The organism is Nocardioides sp. (assembly GCF_035503875.1).
Classification (GTDB): domain Bacteria; phylum Actinomycetota; class Actinomycetes; order Propionibacteriales; family Nocardioidaceae; genus Nocardioides.
The window spans coordinates 66,937-82,377 of record NZ_DATJTA010000016.1 but is presented as its reverse complement, the minus strand read 5'-3'; the positions used below and the strand labels follow the sequence as shown (position 1 = coordinate 82,377).

At 71.8% G+C, this 15,441-nt stretch carries 14 protein-coding genes and 1 pseudogene; 6 read left to right on the top strand and 9 right to left on the bottom strand.

Annotated elements, in window-relative coordinates:
* The first annotated feature begins 53 nt into the window (after positions 1–53).
* The gene (locus tag VMF51_RS04620) at positions 54–1,859 is read left to right on the top strand and encodes a lamin tail domain-containing protein (RefSeq protein ID WP_325473228.1); all 1,806 of its coding nucleotides are present in this window, start codon (positions 54–56) and stop codon (positions 1,857–1,859) included.
* A gap of 68 nt (positions 1,860–1,927) precedes the next feature.
* Here VMF51_RS04620 and VMF51_RS04615 read toward each other — a convergent pair whose 3' ends face one another.
* A complete protein-coding gene (locus VMF51_RS04615; RefSeq protein WP_325473227.1) occupies positions 1,928–3,607 on the bottom strand; it encodes a SulP family inorganic anion transporter in 1,680 nt (559 codons plus the stop codon).
* A gap of 112 nt (positions 3,608–3,719) precedes the next feature.
* Here VMF51_RS04615 and VMF51_RS04610 point away from each other — a divergent pair, with 112 nt between their 5' ends.
* A complete protein-coding gene (locus VMF51_RS04610) occupies positions 3,720–4,391 on the top strand; it encodes a GAP family protein (protein ID WP_325473226.1) in 672 nt (223 codons plus the stop codon).
* An 8-nt stretch (positions 4,392–4,399) separates the two neighbouring features.
* On the opposite strand, the gene VMF51_RS04605 is transcribed toward VMF51_RS04610, so the two are convergent.
* From VMF51_RS04605 to rpmB, 4 genes and pseudogenes are all read right to left on the bottom strand, one after another.
* On the bottom strand, positions 4,400–4,819 hold the full coding sequence (locus tag VMF51_RS04605; protein WP_325473225.1) for a DUF7144 family membrane protein: 420 nt from the start codon (positions 4,817–4,819) through the stop codon (positions 4,400–4,402).
* Positions 4,820–4,919: 100 nt separating this feature from the next.
* Positions 4,920–5,223: pseudogene (gene rpsN / locus VMF51_RS04600) on the bottom strand (30S ribosomal protein S14).
* Position 5,224: 1 nt separating this feature from the next.
* Positions 5,225–5,395 (bottom strand): 50S ribosomal protein L33, encoded by a 171-nt coding sequence (gene rpmG, locus VMF51_RS04595; RefSeq protein WP_325473224.1) that lies wholly within the window; start codon positions 5,393–5,395, stop codon positions 5,225–5,227.
* Positions 5,395–5,631 (bottom strand): 50S ribosomal protein L28, encoded by a 237-nt coding sequence (rpmB, locus tag VMF51_RS04590; protein WP_325473223.1) that lies wholly within the window; start codon positions 5,629–5,631, stop codon positions 5,395–5,397. Before rpmB ends, rpmG begins: the two co-directional genes overlap by 1 nt.
* Before the next feature lie 57 nt (positions 5,632–5,688).
* On the opposite strand from rpmB, the gene VMF51_RS04585 reads away from it, so the two are divergent.
* The 4 genes from VMF51_RS04585 to VMF51_RS04565 all read left to right on the top strand — a co-directional run bounded on the left by VMF51_RS04585 (position 5,689) and on the right by VMF51_RS04565 (position 10,070).
* Positions 5,689–6,795 carry a GTP-binding protein gene (locus VMF51_RS04585; protein ID WP_325473222.1) on the top strand — a complete coding sequence of 369 codons (1,107 nt, stop codon included), beginning with the start codon at positions 5,689–5,691 and terminating at the stop codon, positions 6,793–6,795.
* Positions 6,796–7,047: 252 nt separating this feature from the next.
* Positions 7,048–7,170 (top strand): type B 50S ribosomal protein L36, encoded by a 123-nt coding sequence (gene ykgO / locus VMF51_RS04575; protein ID WP_325473221.1) that lies wholly within the window; start codon positions 7,048–7,050, stop codon positions 7,168–7,170.
* A 37-nt stretch (positions 7,171–7,207) separates the two neighbouring features.
* On the top strand, positions 7,208–9,424 hold the full coding sequence (locus tag VMF51_RS04570; protein ID WP_325473220.1) for an Ig-like domain-containing protein: 2,217 nt from the start codon (positions 7,208–7,210) through the stop codon (positions 9,422–9,424).
* Between the two features lie 310 nt (positions 9,425–9,734).
* Entirely contained in the window at positions 9,735–10,070 is a 336-nt protein-coding gene (locus VMF51_RS04565; RefSeq protein ID WP_325473219.1) for a hypothetical protein, read from the top strand.
* Between the two features lie 223 nt (positions 10,071–10,293).
* Here VMF51_RS04565 and VMF51_RS04560 read toward each other — a convergent pair whose 3' ends face one another.
* From VMF51_RS04560 to cysD, 4 genes are read right to left on the bottom strand one after another with little or no spacing between them, the layout of a single operon-like run.
* Complete coding sequence (locus VMF51_RS04560) at positions 10,294–11,454, bottom strand: sulfotransferase (protein WP_325473218.1); 1,161 nt, start codon at positions 11,452–11,454, stop codon at positions 10,294–10,296.
* The gene (locus VMF51_RS04555) at positions 11,451–12,605 is read right to left on the bottom strand and encodes a hypothetical protein (protein ID WP_325473217.1); all 1,155 of its coding nucleotides are present in this window, start codon (positions 12,603–12,605) and stop codon (positions 11,451–11,453) included. Before VMF51_RS04555 ends, VMF51_RS04560 begins: the two co-directional genes overlap by 4 nt.
* A 26-nt stretch (positions 12,606–12,631) precedes the next feature.
* Positions 12,632–14,497, bottom strand: a complete 1,866-nt coding sequence (gene cysC, locus VMF51_RS04550; RefSeq protein WP_325473216.1) for an adenylyl-sulfate kinase — start codon at positions 14,495–14,497, stop codon at positions 12,632–12,634.
* On the bottom strand, positions 14,497–15,405 hold the full coding sequence (gene cysD / locus VMF51_RS04545) for a sulfate adenylyltransferase subunit CysD (protein ID WP_325473215.1): 909 nt from the start codon (positions 15,403–15,405) through the stop codon (positions 14,497–14,499). The genes cysC and cysD overlap by 1 nt, the downstream gene beginning before the upstream one ends.
* Between the last annotated feature and the right edge of the window lie 36 nt (positions 15,406–15,441).

The following is a 15,441-nucleotide window of genomic DNA, read 5'->3' as shown; positions in this document are numbered from 1 at the left end:
ACCCCCCCACGCCTCCGTCACCGGAAGCACCATCAACCCTAAGGGAGCACTTCATGAAGCACGCATCATCGCGTGGCCACGTCGCGCGGTTCCGTCTCGCTGCGGCCGCCGTCTCGGCCGCGGCCTGCACGGTCGTCGGTGTCGGGTTCGTCGGGGTCTCGCCGGCCTCGGCGGTCACCACCAACCTCACCGACATCGAGATCAACGAGGTCGAGTCCAACGGCGACGCCGCCAACGGCGACTGGATCGAGCTCTACAACACCGGCGACATCGTCGGCGACGAGGTCAACCTGTCGGGCGTGATCCTGTCCGACAACAACAACGCGAACCGGTTCGTCATCCCCACCGGCACGATCCTGGACGTGGGCGAGTGGATCGCCTTCCGCGTCGACGACCCGGCCGTCGCGGGCAGCTTCGGGCTGGGCAGCGCCGACTCGGCACGCCTGTTCCCCGCCGGGACCGTCAACCTCGGTGCCGTCTCGCCGACCGACAGCTACACCTGGACGTCGCACGCCGCCACCACGTACGGCGCCAACCCCGACGGCTCGCAGACCTTCCAGACCACGGCGACGAGCACGTTCGCCGACGCCAACGACTTCGGCTTCGCCCCGATCGGCAACATCGCCGGCGTCAAGCTCAACGAGGTCGAGTCCAACGGCGACGCCACCAACGGGGACTGGGTCGAGCTCTACAACACGACCGGCTCCGCGATCGACATCGACGGCGCCATCATCACCGACGCCGACCCGGCCCACCAGTTCGTCGTACCGGGCTCCACCCCGAGCCTCGCCGCCGGCGGGTACGTCGCGTTCCGCGTCGACGACCCGGCCGTCGCGGGCAGCTTCGGTCTCGGCTCCGCCGACTCCGTGAAGCTGTACGCCCCCAACGACGTGTCCCTGACCTCCGTCGTCGACCAGTTCTCGTGGTCGTCGCACGCCACCAGCACCTACGGCCGCACCGTGGCCGGCGCCGGCAGCTGGGCGCAGACCTCGGCGAGCACCTTCGCCGCGGCCAACCAGTTCAGCGGGGTCTCCGCGCCCAGCCTGACCGGGGTCGTCGTCAACGAGGTCGAGAGCCACGGCGACGACACGAACGGCGACTGGATCGAGCTGAAGAACACCTCCGGCTCGAGCGTCGACCTGGACGACGCCATCCTCTCCGACAACGACAACGGCCACGTCTTCCGGATCCCGGCCAGCACCCCGCCGCTTCCCGCCGGTGGCCTCGTCGCGTTCCGGCTCGACGACCCCGCCCTCGGGGACGGCCAGTTCGGCCTCGGCGACAGCGACTCCGCCCGGCTGTTCCAGGCCGACGCGGTCGACCTCGCCACCGCACCGGTCGTCTCCTCGCGGACGTGGGCCACGCACGCCCTGCAGTCCTACGGCCTCGACGGCGGCGGCTCGTTCGTGGCCACCAACAAGAGCACCTTCGGCACGGCCAACGACTTCACCTCCGCGGTGACGCCCGACATCTCCTACGTCGTGCTCAACGAGGTCGTCTCCACCGGCGACGCCGTCAACGGCGACTGGATCGAGCTGCTCAACACCTCGGGCGCGAGCATCGACATCAGCGGCGCGATCATCGCCGACAGCACGAACGCCAACACCTACGTGATCCCCGCCAGCACGACCCTGGCGGCCGGCGCCACCTACGTCCTCCGGACCGAGGCCACCGCCGGGTTCGGCCTGGGCAGCGACGACGCCGCTCGCCTCTACCGCGCCGGCGCCACCGTCGGTACCTCCATCCCGGTCGACCACCACGAGTGGAGCCAGCACGCGACCGGGTCGTACGCCCGCCAGTCCAACGGCCTCGGCGTCTGGGTCGTGGACGCGACCCCGTCGTACAACGCCGCCAACTGACGCGACCGCACCACCGGATGCCGTCGGGGCCCGCGGGCCTCGGCGGCATCCGCCGTCGTCGGCGAGCCTCAGGTCACGGCGGGTCGTCCTGGCGCTGGGTGATCCAGCGTCCGGCGGCGTCGTAGGCCTCGTCGAGGGCGGCGAAGAACACCGGGGTCTGCGGGACGACGTTGTCGGTGCCGAGGTCGTCGACGAGGCCGGTGCGGGCGAGCAGGTCGACCTGCTCGGGGGCGAGGCCGACGATCATCAGGCGGCAGCCGTGGTGGTCGAGCTCGGGCGCGTCGGCGCAGGGCCTTGAGGATGGTCGAGGAGGGGACGTCGGGCATGGCGCGGGCGTGCAGGATGACGACCGCGTGGTGTGCGTCGGTGCTGCGGGGCCAGCTCTCCTCCAGCCGTGCGACCTCGGCGAAGAGGCTGGCGCCTTCGTAGTGCAGGACCGTGACGGTCTCGCTCGGCAGCACGGCTGGTACGTCGGCGAGGCGCCAGCGGCCGTCGTCGCGGACCAGCGCCCGGAGGCGGCCGCTGCGCTCGGCGCTGATGCAGTAGAGCAGCAGTGAGAGTCCGGCGCCGAGCAGGATGGCCTGCTGGAGCGGGAGCTGGGTGGTGGCGGCGAACGTCGCGACCATCGCCACCGCGGGCAGCGGCCCGGTGCGCAGCACGAGCCGGATGTCCGGCAGCCGCCCCACGACGAGCTCGGCGCCGATCACGATGACCAGGCCGCCGATCACCGGCATCGGGATCACCTCGGCGACGCCGCCGGCGAGGAGCACCATCAGCGCGAGGAAGATCCCGGCGAAGATCCCGGCCCACCGGGTCTGCGCGCCGGCGCTGGTCGCGACGCCGGTGCGGGAGAGCGAGCCGCCGGTGGGCAGGGCGCGGAAGAAGCCGCCCGCGATGTTGGCCAGGCCCTGGGCGCTGAAGTCGCCGGAGACGTTGGTGCGGCTGCCGTCCGGGTTGGGGACGGCGGCCCCGATCCCGGCGGCCTGGGCGAGCGCGACCAGCGCCACGGCGATCGCCCCGGGGAGCAGCTCGGTCAGCACCCCCGGGTCGGGGAGGACCGGGTGCGGCAGCCCGTCGGGGATGGAGCCGATGTCGCCCACGTCGCGCACGTCGACGGCGAGGCCGACGACGACGGCGGTGACGACGACCAGGGCGCCGAGGATCGCGAACGGCTCCAGCCGGGGCACGCGGCGTACGCCGGCCCACACCGCGACCGTCGAGAGCGCGACGAGCACGGACGGCAGGTCCCAGTCGGCGACGTGGGCGAAGGAGTCGACGACCTTGGCGATCGTGTTGTGGGCGTCGGTCTCGTAGCCGGTCGCGTCGCCCAGCACGCCCGCGACGATCTGCAGCGCGATGCCGGTCGTGAAGCCGGTCATCACGGCGTTCGACACGAAGCTCATCACCGCGCCCAGGCGCAGCAGCCCGAAGAGCAGCATCACGGCACCGACGAGCACGGTGAGAGTGGCGACGTTGTCGAGGTCGTTGGGGTCGAGTCCGGCGCTGGAGAGCACGCTCTGCGAGGTCAGCGCGATCGCCGAGGTGAGCGTGGTGGTCATCAGCACGGTGCGCGAGAACAGCGAGCCGACGGTGGTCGGCACCATCCCGGCGTACAGGCCCAGGACGGGGTTGAAGCCGCCGATGCTCGCGTAGGCCATGCCCTCGGGGATGCTGAACAGGCCGGTCACGAACCCGGCGACGGCGTCCTTCGGCTTCGGGCGACCCAGGCTCGGCTTCGGTCGGCGCACCCGCCCACCCTCACCACCGGGCGCCACCCGGAGGTCACCCGCTCCGGGTGACCCGGCCTCCGAGCGCCGCTGCCTAGCGTCGCCGGATGCCCTCCACGATCCTCACGCCCTGATGGGCGCCGTGCTCGGGGACGTGCTGCCGCTCGCGGTGGCGGTCCTGATCAGCCCGATCCCGATCATCGCGACCATCCTGATGCTGCTCGCTCCGCAGGCCCGTGCCGCGAGCGTCGGGTTCATGGTCGGCTGGCTGGCCGGGATCGTGATCACCCTGGTCGTCTTCGTCGCACTGGCCGCGGTGATCCCCGAGCAGGACGACGACGCGTCGCAGCCGGTCGCCGGACTGGTCAAGCTCCTCCTCGGTGCGCTGATGCTGCTCATCGCGCTCAGGCAGTGGCGCGGCCGGCCGCACGAGGGGGAGGAGCCGGCCCTGCCCGGGTGGATGGCGGCGATCGACAAGATGACGCTGGCCAAGGCGCTCGCTCTCGGGTTCGCCCTGTCGGCGCTGAACCCGAAGAACCTGTTGATGACCGCGAGCGCCGGTGTCCTCGTGGGCACCGCCGACCTCCCCGCGGGCGAGATCGCGGTCGTCGTCGCGGTGTTCACCCTCATCGCAGGAGCCTCGGTGGCGGTGCCGGTCGTCGGCTACCTGCTCGCCCGGGACGCCATGTCCGGACCGCTGCAGTCCCTTCGGGTGTGGCTGGTCCACAACAACGCGACCGTGATGGCGGTGCTGCTCCTCGTCATCGGGGTCACGATGATCGGCAAGGGCATCGGCAGTTTCTGACCGGCTCCTCACTCGCCCAGGTAGTAGAGCTGGGTGAGCAGCGCCCAGATCACCAGGCCGTTGAAGACGAGCAGCACGACGGCCCACCACGGGTAGTACGGCATGAACCCGAAGCTGGCGAGCGCGCCGACGAACGCGACGAAGACGCCGGCCATCCGCCCCCACGTCGTCCGCAGGAGGACCCCGGCCGCCGTCACGCCGGCGAGGATCCCGACCGTCAGGGTCACCCACCCCCAGGTGGTCAGGTCGAACGCGAAGACGTAGTTCCAGGTGCCCATGAAGACGTTGTCGTCGGCGAGGGCCGAGATCCCGTTGAGGATCTGGAGGATCGCCACCATCACCAGCATCAGCCCGGCGAACAACTCGACGCCCGAGGCGACGTCGCCCTTCGTCGACTCCTCGTACGCGTGGCGCGGCATCGTGGACATGGGGTTCCTCCCGGAGGGCTGACGGCTCGTCCGCCGGACGCTAGGGCGCCGCGCCGCTCGTCCGGGTCATCCGCTTCGGGCGAATCCCCGCTCGGCGGGCCTACCAGCTCGACTTCGTGATGCCGGGGAGCTCGCCGCGGAGCGCGGCGGTGCGGAAGCCGATCCGGGACAGGCCGACCTTGCCGACGTACCCCCGGGGACGCCCGTCGACCTGGTCACGGTTGCGGACCCGCACGGGGGAGGAGTCGCGGCAGCCGCGCCAGCGCTCGTACGGCGGCCTGGCGCTGCTCGAGCGTCAGCGTGGAGTCCTTGGTGCCGGCGCGGAGCGCGTCGCGGCGGTCGCGGTGGCGCTCCACCATCGCCTTGCGCTTCTCGTTGGCGGCGATCTTCGCCCGGGTGGCCACCTCAGCGCTCCTCGCGGAAGTCGACGTGACGGCGGACCCTCGGGTCGTACTTGCGCAGCACGAGCCGGTCGGGGTCGTGGCGACGGTTCTTCCTGGTGACGTAGGTGAAGCCGGTGCCGGCCGTCGAGCGGAGCTTGACGATCGGGCGGACGTCCGAGCCTCGCTTCGCCATCAGATCCGCTCCCCACGGGCCAGCAGGTCGGCCGCGACCGACTCGATGCCGCGCCGGTCGATCGTCTTGATGCCGCGCGCGCTCACTCGCAGCGTCACGTGCCGACCGAGCGACGGCACCCAGTAGCGCTTGTCCTGGACGTTGACGTTCCAGCGCCGCCGGGTGCGGCGGTGGGAGTGGGAGACGGCGTTGCCGAAGGACGGCTCGGCTCCGGTGACCTGGCAGGTGCGAGACATGGCTTCCTTGTGGTTAGAATGAGAATCGTTATCGATAAGGATGCAGGGAGTCGTGACATGAAGCAAGCCATCCACCGCCGCCGGGTGCCGGTCGTCCTGGTGAGCGGCATCGACGAGGGCGCCATGGGTGCCGCCGCCCTCTCGCTGCAGCTCGGCCTGCCCGACGCGGTCGCCGTGCGGCACACCATCGATCCCGAGCGCCGGGTCCTGACCCGCGTGGTCGGCGACCTCACCGGCGTCCTCGAGCGGGAGGAGATCGACCTCGCGCACGCCTGCGTCAGCTGCGCCGTCCGCGAGGACATCGTGCCGACCCTGGAGCGCCTTGGCGCCGAGGGCCGATGGGGCACGATCGTGGCCTGCCTGCCGATCGCGGCCGAGGCCGACCAGGTCTGCCGCGTGCTCGCCTGGTCGCCACGTACGGCGCCGCACGTCGTCATCGCCAGCGTGGTCACCGCCCTCGACGGCGACACGGTCGCCGACGACGTCCTCGGGGACGACCTCCTCGACGAGCGGGGCCTGGCCACCTCCGAGGAGGACCGCCGGGGCGTCGCCGAGGTCGCCAGCGCCATGGTCGAGTACGCCGATCTCGTCTGCCTGACCTCGGCGGCCGAGCCGGAGGAGGAGGCGCTCCTCGCCGCGCTGGCGCGGCCGCGGGTCCCGGTGGTGAGCGACCCCTCGCTGCTCGACGCCCCGCAGCTGGCCGGCGCTCGCCGGAGCCCGGAGGCCGCGGAGGCCTGGGTCGCCGAGGTGCGCCGGGGCGCCCTCCCGCCGGTCCCGGTCACCGGCGCCTGGCGGCTGGACCTCTGCTCCGACCGCCCCTTCCACCCGCTGCGCTTCCAGGACGAGCTGCCGATCCTGGGCGGCGGACCGTGCCGCTCCCGCGGCTGCTTCTGGCTCCCGACCCGGGCCGGGTCGGTCTGCGTCTGGGAGGGAGCCGGCGGCCAGGCCAGCGTGGGGTCCACCCGGCCGTGGGGCCGCGAGACGCCGCTGACCCGGATCACGGTCGTCGGCATCGGCGACGACCCCGAGACGCGGGACGAGATCGTCGCCGCCTTCCACCGCTGCCTGCTGACCGACGAGGAGCTCGCCACCCGCGGCCGCGCCTGGGAGGAGTCGTGGGACGGCCTGGAGCCCTGGCTCGGCCCCATCGAGAACGCCGCCTGACCCGCCCGACCGAACCGACCCGACCGAACCCGACCCAAGGAGGCCCATGGCCGTCCCCAAGCGCGCAGGCTCTCGCGCAGCAACACCCGGCACCGCCGATCCGCGTGGAAGGCGGTGCCGCCCGACCTGGTGCCCGTGGTCGTGGACGGCGAGGTGCACCGCGTGCCTCGTCGCCTGGTCCGCGCCGTCCAGCTCGGCCACGTCGACCCGTCCCGCCGGCGCTGACCGGCCCACCCCGAGAGGAAGCACGACATGAAGGTCCGCAACTCCCTGCGCTCGCTGAAGAGCCAGCCCGGCTCGCAGGTGGTCCGCCGCCGCGGCCGCCTCTACGTCATCAACAAGCAGAACCCCCGGCTCAAGGCCCGCCAGGGCTGAGCCCGCCCCACCCATCCCTTCACCGACAGGAACCTCCGTGCCCGCACCACTCGACACCGCGGTGTCGCCCCGCCGCCGCCGACCTCCCGCCCTGCTGGGCGTCGTCATCGGCGCCCTCGCCCTCTCCGCGCTCCCGGCCGCGACGGCCTCGGCCGCCGACGTCCCGAGCCCCACCTCGGTCGCCGCCACCGCGGTGCCGTTCGGCATCGACGGCGTCCAGCCGTCCTACGCGGTCGGCGACCCGCTCGACGTCCGCGTCGTCGGCCACACGCTCGCCGAGGGTGAGAACATCCGCTTCTTCGTCCGGCCCGTGGGCTCCACCGCGGCCGGCGGCCTGGTGACCGGCACCGGGACCGAGGCGGCCCAGGGTCGCCTGCAGCTGACCATGGACGCCGGGTACGCCGGCTACGAGCTCCGCGCGCGCTTGCGGCAGGGGACGTCGTACGTCGCGGGCGCCGACACCCCCTGGGTGCCGCTGACCGTCGAGAGCACGGTCCAGCCCGTCGCGACCGCCTTCCCGGCAGGGGCACACCACATCGGCGACGACGTGGTCCTCCCGCTGGACGGTCCCGACCTCGCGCAGGGTGACTCCGTGCGCCTGGTCACCCGCTACGGCGGCGGCATCTGGCGCGACGTCACGTGGTGGGACCACGTCGGCGACACGATCGTGGCCCGGCTGCGCTACGCGACCCCGGAGGGATCGGAGTTCGCGGTCCAGACGATCCGCGACGGTCGGGCGGTGGCGATCTCGGCGCCGGTCGCCGGCCACTTGGGGATGCGCGAGCTGCTGGTCGCGGGAATCCGCAGCGTCTACCGCGTCGGCCAGACCCTCCGGGCCACGGCGGAGGTGCACCCGGCGAAGGACGGACTGACCCACCGGTGGCTGCTGTGGGCCGGCGCCGGCGCCGACGTGGTCACGGTGAAGGAGGGGACCACGGCCGACGCGCTGACCCTCGAGCTCCCGGCGACGATGGACCTGAACGGGCAGCGGCTCTACTTCGAGTCCTACGCCTGGGCCGGCACCGACCGCGAGACCTACGCGGGGACCTGGAGCACGCCGCTGACCGTGTCGGATGCGGACCCGTCGGAGCAGCTGCTCTTCTTCGAGGGCCTGGGCGCCCACTACCACCAGGGCTACGCGATCAACCTGGACCTGGTGGCCGACCCCGCGATCGGTGACGGTGACACGGTCGTCTGGGAGTGGAAGTGGCCCGGTGGGGAGTGGGCACCGTTCCCGGGCGCGACCGGCTCGTCGCACGAGCTGACGGCCGAGCAGGCCCTCGACGGGGTCGAGGTCCGGGCGACGCTGGACTACGCCGCCGAGGGCAGGGACCCGGTCGTGACCGAGCCGGTGACGATCCACCACGACGACCACGGCTCGCCTGCGCGCCAGCAGCCCACGGTCGGCGGGCAGACGTCGTACGCCGCGGGGGAGACGGCGACCCTGCGGCTCGAGCTGCCGGAGAACGGCCCGACGGTCCTGACGGCCCACCGGTGGGAGCGCCGGGCGGCCGGGTCGGACGAGTGGACCACCGTGAGCGGCGACGGGGCGGAGCTCGGCTTCACCGCCGCGGCGGCGGACGACGGGGCGGCGTACCGGGTCTCGATCCTGAAGCCGACCGGCGAGGTCGCCTACGGCCCGTCCGAGCCGGTCGTGCTCGACGTAGCCGAGGCGCCCGTCCCGGAGCCGGTCGCCACCACGCTGCGCGCCGCCGACGTCCGGCAGGTGTACGGCCGGGGCGCCACGCTGACCGTGGCCGTCACGCCGGCCGCGTCGGGCGCGGTCGAGGTCGCGCTGCCCGGAGGCGGCACGCTGACCGGCACGCTCCGGGACGGCGTCGCCACCCTCGCGCTGCCCGCTCGGGCGCTGGCACCCGGCCGGCACGCCCTCGCCGTGACGTACGCCGGCGCGGACGGTCGGTTCCGTCCATCCGCCGGCCGGGTCGCGGTGACGGTCGCCAAGGCCGGCGCCGCGGTGAAGGTCACGCCGGCGAAGAAGCGGGTCGAGCGCGGCCGGGTGGCGCGGTTCCGGATCGCCGTCGCCGCCCATGGCGTCACCCCGACCGGGTCGGTCGTCGTGAAGGTCGCCGGCCGCTCGAAGGTCGTCCGCCTCGACCGGCGCGGGCGGGCGACCGTGCGGATCGCCGTCCCGGCCCGCGCCCGGACCGGTGCGGCCACCGCCCGGGTCGTCTACCGGGGCGACGGTCTCGTCGAGCGCACCCGGTCGACCACCCGGATCCGCGTCACGCGCTGAGTCCAGGCGTGCTGCCGCGGCGTCGCACGTCGTCGCGGCAGCACGACGCTCGTTCCGCAGGACAACTCTGGGATGGGGCCGATATTCACGTCGGCAGCAATAGAGTGGGCCACTCGGCTATAGAGAGATGCGTGGTGCAGCCCTTTGTGTTCCAATGTCGCCCGGCCAGGTGTTTTCAAGACTGGCCAACTCCTCCGTGATTCATTCGGAATTTCCCCCGAAATGGGGATCTGGACCGCCTGTGTCTGCTCTTGCCAAAGGCCCACGCTGCGAGCACTCTTTCGGGAACCGATGAACTACGGAGACCGACATGTCAGGAACTGAACAAACGCCAAGCGCGGTCGACAATCAACGCTGGCTCTACGGGCTCATTGCGGTGGGTCTAGGCCTCGCCGTCCTGTTGATTGCTCTCGTCATCATCGTCCGCGAGTTCTCCGACGCTGCCGACGTCGGCGCGATCATGGGCGTCATCTCGGCGCCGATCGGCACGATGGTCGCAGCTTACTTTGGTGTGGCGGCTGGCAGTTCAGGCAAGGCGCAAGCCGAGGAGTCTGCGAAGAAGGCGAACGAGACAGTCGTCCGGATGGCTGGTGTCGCGAGCCCGGAGCAGGCGCAGAGCATCATCGATCAAGTTTACGGTCGCTGACTTCAGAACGGCTCGCCTTGCCTAGTTCCCATGAAACGATCAATGGCCCGTTCGGCACTGGGTCCTCTCGGTGGGCGTTCAGATTGGCTTCGCTAGGGAGTGGGTCCGAATCCTCTCGTTGAGAGATTTCAGATGAGCGGTTCGAGTCATCGAGAATGGCGCGTCTCTCGGCAGACTCCGTTCGGCGCGGCCGATCATGGCGCAGTGCCTCGGCGAGCTCGCGCTACCGGTCGAAGGCCTCCAGCACCTGCTGCTCGGTGAGCCCGTAGTCGGCCATCGAGTAGCGGTGCCGGGGCGCCGCCTTGCCGTGCCTGGCCTCGCGGTCGATCTCGACGACGGCCGTCTCCACCTCGGGACTCCAGTCCAGCCCGAACGCGTCGTACACCTGACGCACGGTGCCGAGGCTGTCGCGGACGAGGTCGCCGAAGGCGATGTCGACGAACTGGGCCTGGTCGTACCTCGACCGCGCGTCCTGGAAGGCGTGGTACGACCGGGACCACAGGTCGAGCTGGGTCCGGCCGATGACCTCGCCGACGAAGGTGTCCGACTGCCCGGCCGTCGCCCCCGCAGCGAGCGAGCACGCCGAGGCGATGCAGGTCACCGGGTCGCGGTGGGTGTAGACGACCAGGGCGTCCGGGTACGCCGTCATCAGCGCGTCGAGCGCGGTCATGTGCGACGGGTTCTTCAGGACCCACCGCTTGTCGGCGTCGTTGAGCCCGACGAGCTGGAGGTTGCGCCGGTGCCGGGCGTACGCGTCCGTCCAGTCCTGGCGCGCCAGCCACTCCGTGTAGCGCGGGAGGTACGCCGTCGCCTCGTACGAGTTGGACTTGCCCGTCTGGCGCAGCAGCCGCCAGCACTCCTCGACCGTCGCGGCGTCCATGTAGTGCATGCCCATGAACTCTGGGGACTGGTCGTGGTGGGCGGCGAACGCGCGCTGCATCATCGCGTACGTCGGGTCCGCCTCCCACGTGTGCCGCGGCGGGCGGGGCTGGGGGAACTGCGTCAGCCACATCTCCAGCCCCTGCGCGCCGGGGTCGGCGTGCAGCAGCCGGTGCAGGATCGTGGTGCCGGTCCGCGGCAGGCCCATCAGGAAGATCGGCCGCTCGACGACCACGTCCCGGTGCTCGGGGTGGGCCGCGAACGCGGCCTCGGTGAGCAGGACCCCCGTGAGCGCGCTCTTGACCTCGGAGCGCTGGAAGGCGCGACCCCGGGGCGTGAGGCCCGTCTCGGGGGAGTTGAGGTCCTCGACGATGACCCGCAGGCCCTCCTCGTGGGCGCCGTCGCCGAAGTCCGACAACCCGGTCGAGCGGACGGCGGCGGCCGCGATCTCCTCGTAGCTGCCGACCTCCGCGCGCTCGCGGGTCATCACGTTGTGGCCCGTCACGAGATCATCCGCTGGGCGACGCCGACCTGCCGGTCGGCGATCCGGGCGGCGTACTGCTCCGGGGTGACCCGGTTGCCGTCGTAGTACGGCAGGTGCGTCGCCAGGTCGTCGAACGCCACCAGCTCGACGACCGGACCGTCGTCGGCGGTCAGCGGTCGCGCGACACGCTGCCAGCGCATCATGATCACGCCCGTCGCGTGGTTGGTCGTGTCGACCCAGTTGGCGATGCCCGGGTTCCGGGTGGAGATCACGTAGCGGAACCGGCCGTCCGGGTCGGCCTGCGACTGGGCCGCCGTCAGCGAGCTCTGGTAGTGCTCGTAGTCGGTCGAGACGTACCACTTCGAGCCGATCTGGATGGCCTGGTACGCCGCCGCCTCGCACACCGGCACCGTGACGACCAGGGCCTCGTCGTCGGTGAGCGCGTAGTGACCGAGCGAGGAGAACTGGCTCGACAGGCCGCCCGGCGTCGACTTCGGGCTGGTGAGCGTGTTGACCGGCTCGGTGTAGGTGAACCACTTCGGGAACTCGAACCAGGCCCGGATCCGGGTGGTCAGCGCCTTCGCGGCGACGTCGTACCGCTTGGCGACGCTCTCCCGGGTGAGCGGGCCGCGAGGGATGCCGGCGGTGTCGAGGCGCTGGATGCGGATCGTGCCGCGCCGCTCGCCGACCCAGTCGCTGAAGACCTCGCGGATGATCAGGTTGGTGCCCTTGGTCAGTCCGATCTCCGGGCCGAAGCGCCAGGAGAAGCTGCCGTCGTCGGCGATGTCGAGCTCCCGGTCGTCGAAGGCGGCCAGCGTCGCCGGGGAGCCCTCGGGGGTGTAGTTGCCGTCCATCAGCTGGAAGGACAGGTCGGCGGTGGTGCCCCGCACGCCGGAGATCTCGTAGGTCCCCGCGGCGTCGAGGTAGGCGTTGAAGTAGATCGCGTCGGGGTTGTCGAGCGCCTGGCGGGCGTACTGGTGGGTCCCGTTCATCAGCACCGGGTGGACGAGGTCCCAGTCGAACGCCGCCTGCACCGAGGAGCGGATGCTGCCGGCGAGGTAGTCGTAGCCCTCGGCGCGCTCCTGCTCGGTGATCTCGAACGGCGGGTTGGCGATGAGCTGCTCGGCCTCGGCGATCGCGTCGCGGAAGCTCTGGGTCCAGTCGTCGGTCATCGTGGTCTCTTCCTTCGATCGGTCGGTCAGGACGGGGTGTGGAGCACGGCGTCCACGAGTCGGCGCGCCAGATCCTCGACCGACCCGTCGGCGGTCGCCAGGCGGACCTCGGGGTCCTCCGGCGCCTCGTACGGCGCGTCGACGCCGGTGAAGTCGGGGATCTCGCCCGCCCGGGCGCGGGCGTACAGCCCCTTCGGGTCCCGGCTCTCGCACACCTCCAACGGGGTGTCGACGAACACCTCGACGAACCTCAGGCCCGCGGCCTCGTGCGCCCGGCGTACCCGATCGCGGGCCGCCCGGTCCGGCGAGACCAGGGAGACCACCGCCACCTGCCCGGCGTCGGCGAGGAGCTTCGCGACCTCGCCGGTGCGCCGTACGCTCTCGGCGCGGTCGGCGGCCGAGAAGCCCAGGTCGGCGTTGAGCCCGTGGCGCAGGTTGTCGCCGTCGAGCAGGTACGCCGCCCGGCCCGACGACGTCAGCAGCCGCTCCGCCTCGACGGCGATCGTCGACTTCCCGGAGCCGGACAGGCCGGTCAGCCACAGCGTCATCCCGGCGCCGGGGACGGGTGCCGGCCGGGCGTCGCGCTCGACCGCGCCGGACTGCCACACGACGTTCTCGTGCTGGAGCGCCGGACCGGTGATCATCCCGGCCGCGACCGTCGCGTTGGTGGCCTCGTCGACCAGGATGAAGGAACCGGTCTCGCGGCTGCGCCGGTAGGAGTCGAACAGCAGCGGCTGCTGGGTGCGCAGCGTGATCCGGCCGATGTCGTTGAGCCCGAGCGACCCCGCCTCGGTGTCGCGGTGCAGCGTGTTGACGTCCAGGCGGTAGTCGACGCTCTCGACGGTCGCGCGCGTCGCGCGGGTGGTGTGCTGGATCGTGTACCGGCGCTGCGGGTCGAGCGTCGAGGTGTCGCTCAGCCAGCAGACCATCGCGTCGACGTCCTGACCGACGAAGGGCCGGTTCTGCGGCCGGCAGATCAGGTCGCCCCGGGCGAGGTCGACGTCGTCGGCGAGCTCGACCGTGACCGCCTGACCGGCGAACGCCTCCTCCAGCTTGGTGCCGCCCGGACCCCAGAGCCCGGAGACCGTGGTGGTCCGACCGGCGGGCAGCACGGTCACCTCGTCGCCGGCCTTCATCACGCCCGAGGCGAGCGTGCCGGCGTACCCGCGGAAGTCGTGCAGCGAGGTGTCGCGCGAGCGGTGCGGGCGGATGACGTACTGCACGGGCAGGCGGACGTCGATCAGGTTGCGGTCCGAGGCGATGTGCAGGCTCTCCAGGTGGTCGAGCAACGAGGCGCCGGCGTACCAGGGCATGGCGCCGCTGCGGGTGACCACGTTGTCGCCGGTGAGCGCGCTGATCGGGATGAAGGTGAGGTCGCCGACCTCGAGCTTGGCGGCGAACCGCTCGAAGTCGGTGCGGATCTCGTCGAAGACGTCCTGGGCGAAGTCGACGAGGTCCATCTTGTTGACGCACACCACGAGGTGCGGGATCGCCAGCAGGGTGGCGAGGAAGGCGTGCCGCCGGGACTGCTCCAGGACGCCGTGACGAGCGTCGATCAGGACGATCGCGACGTCGGCCGTGGACGCCCCGGTCACCATGTTCCGGGTGTACTGCAGGTGGCCCGGGGTGTCGGCGATGATGAACTTGCGCCGCGGGGTCGCGAAGTAGCGGTACGCCACGTCGATCGTGATGCCCTGCTCCCGCTCGGCTCGCAGGCCGTCGGTGAGCAGCGCGAGGTCGGGGGCGTCCGAGCCCCGGGCCCGGCTGGTGGCCGCGACCGCGTCCAACTGGTCGGCGAAGATCGCCTTGGAGTCGTAGAGGAGCCGGCCGATCAGGGTGGACTTGCCGTCGTCGACGGACCCGGCGGTGGCGATGCGCAGCAGCTCGCTCATCAGAAGTACCCCTCCTTCTTGCGGTCTTCCATCCCGGCCTCGGAGATGCGGTCGTCGGCGCGGGTCGCGCCGCGCTCGGTGATCCGCGCGGCGGCCACCTCGGCGACGACCTCGGCCGCGGTCGCGGCCCCGGACTCGACGCACCCGGTGCAGGTGGCGTCGCCGACGGTGCGGAAGCGGGTGATCGCTTCGAACGGGACCTCGCCGTCCCGAGGCTCGACGAACCGGTTGACCTCGAGCAGCATCCCGTCGCGCTCGACGACGGTGCGTGGGCGGGCGTAGTAGAGCGAGGGGAGCTCGATGCCCTCCCGCTCGATGTAGGACCAGATGTCGAGCTCGGTCCAGTTCGAGAGCGGGAACACCCGGATGTTCTCGCCCCGGCGGTGCCGGCCGTTGTAGAGGCTCCACAGCTCGGGGCGCTGGTTGCGCGGGTCCCACTGCCCGAACTCGTCGCGGAAGGAGAAGACGCGCTCCTTGGCCCGGGCCTTCTCCTCGTCGCGGCGGGCTCCGCCGAAGACGGCGCCGAACCGCTGCTCGGTGATGCCGCGCAGCAGGGTCGCGGTCTGGAGGCGGTTGCGCGGGGCGCCGGCGTACTCCTCGTGGGACCGGCCCGCGTCGATGTCGTCCTGGACGCTCGCGACGACGAGCTGGAGGTCGTACCGCTCCACCGTGCGGTCGCGGTAGGCGAGGACCTCGTCGAAGTTCTGGCCGGTGTCGACGTGCATCACCGGGAACGGCACCGGGGCCGGCCAGAACGCCTTCCGGGCCAGGTGGAGCATGACCACGGAGTCCTTGCCGCCGGAGAAGAGCAGGCCCGGCCGCTCCTCGGTCGCCGCGACCTCGCGGAAGATCTGCACCGACTCCGACTCCAGCCGGTCCAGGTGCGTCTGCTCGTAGACGACCGACATGGACGTCCTCCTCTGCTCGTATTCGTGTCATGAGAC